This window comes from Paramagnetospirillum caucaseum (assembly GCF_000342045.1).
Classification (GTDB): domain Bacteria; phylum Pseudomonadota; class Alphaproteobacteria; order Rhodospirillales; family Magnetospirillaceae; genus Phaeospirillum; species Phaeospirillum caucaseum.
Genome location: NZ_AONQ01000160.1, coordinates 1 through 1,576, shown reverse-complemented (window position 1 = coordinate 1,576; position 1,576 = coordinate 1). Strand labels below are relative to the sequence as shown.

General features: G+C 65.9%; 2 protein-coding genes. Both read right to left on the bottom strand.

What is annotated here, in order from left to right:
• Positions 1–127: 127 nt before the first annotated feature.
• Entirely contained in the window at positions 128–964 is an 837-nt protein-coding gene (locus tag H261_RS22760; protein ID WP_008622682.1) for a CheR family methyltransferase, read from the bottom strand.
• A 4-nt stretch (positions 965–968) separates the two neighbouring features.
• On the bottom strand, positions 969–1,576 hold a 608-nt coding region (locus H261_RS22755), incomplete at its 5' end, for a chemotaxis protein CheB (protein ID WP_040477452.1).

The following is a 1,576-nucleotide window of genomic DNA, read 5'->3' as shown; positions in this document are numbered from 1 at the left end:
CCCCCTCCCGACCTCTCCCCCACCTGCGGCGGGGGAGGGGGCTTCTTGTGTTCCAACGCCACGAGCCCACGAAAAAGCCCCTCCCGGTGTCCCGGAAGGGGCTTGGCGCCGTCTGGAGGGACGGAAGCTACTTGGTGGTGCCGATGCCGGCCGGGGCGCGGGTGGTGGAGTAGACGCCGCGCTGGTCGGGGATGGGCTTGAACTTGTCGGAGATGCCCAGCACCGTCTCGGCGCCGCCCAGATAGAGGAAGCCGTCGTCGGGGACCACCCGGCTGATGTTATCCAGCACGCGGGTCTTGGTCGGCTGGTCGAAATAGATCAGCACGTTGCGGCAGAACACCACGTCGAACTGGCCCAGCGGCTTCAGATCGTGCAGCAGGTTGTATTCGCGGAACTGGACCATGCCGCGGATGGCCGGGTCGATCTGCCACATCTCGGCGGTCTTCTTGAAGTACTTGACCAGCAGCTGGATGGGCAGGCCGCGCTGCACCTCGAACTGGGAGTAGAGGCCGGCCTTGGCCTTCTCCAGCATCTCGGTGGAGATGTCGGTGCCGACGATCTCGATCTTCCAGCCGGCCAGCTTGGCGCCCTCTTCCTTCAGCACCATGGCCAGGGTGTAGGCTTCCTGGCCCGAGCTGGAGGCGGCCGACCAGATGCGGAACGACTTCTTGGCGGCCCGCGTGGCCAGCAGATGGGGCAGGACGACGCTCTTGAACTGATCGAACGGCTTGATGTCGCGGAAGAAGAACGACTCGTTGGTCGTCATGGCTTCTGTGACTTCGCGCAGCAGATCCTCGCCGGCGGTGCGCAGGCCGGAGACCAGGTCCTCGAGCCCCTTCATGCCGCGCTTGCGCGCCACCGGGGTGAGCCGGCTTTCCAGCAGATAGGCCTTGTCGCGGGTGATGACCAGACCGGAACGGTCCTTCAGCAGTTTGGCGACGAAATCGAAATCTTCGGGCCGCATGGGTTTAGCGCCTCGCCGCCAGTTTCATGATCCACGGAGCAATTTCCGGCAGTGGCAGGACGGCCGAGCAGATGCCCGCCGTCGCCGCTGCCCCCGGCATGCCCCACACAACCGAAGTTCCCTCGTCCTGGGCGATCACGGTGCCGCCCGAGGCGACCACCGCCTGGCCGCCCTTCATGCCGTCGGCGCCCATCCCGGTCAGGATGCAGGTCACCACGCGCTTGCCATAGGCGGCGGCGATGGACCGCAGCATGGGATCGACCGCCGGGCGGCAGAAATTCTCGGGAGGGTTCTTGTTCAATCGCAATACCTTGTCCGTGCCCTTGGTCTCGACCACCATGTGGAAGTCGCCGGGCGCGATATAGACGCGTCCGCCCTGGATCACCTCGCCGTCCTGGCCCTCGCGGGCATCCCAGCCCGAGACGCGGCTGATGTGCTCGGCAAGGATGGTGGTGAAGGTGGCGGGCATGTGTTGGGTGATCAGGATCGGCTGGCGGACGGTGCCCGCCTTCATGGTTCCCAGCACCGTGAACAGCGCCTGGGGGCCGCCGGTGCTTGATCCGATGGCGATGATGTCCGGCGGCTCGGGATTGTTGCTGCGCAGCTGCAGCG

What these genes read in the sequence shown, in the direction of transcription:
- H261_RS22760 (WP_008622682.1), bottom strand. Translation starts at nt 964, where the DNA reads ATGCGGCCCGAAGATTTCGATTTCGTCGCCAAACTGCTGAAGGACCGT.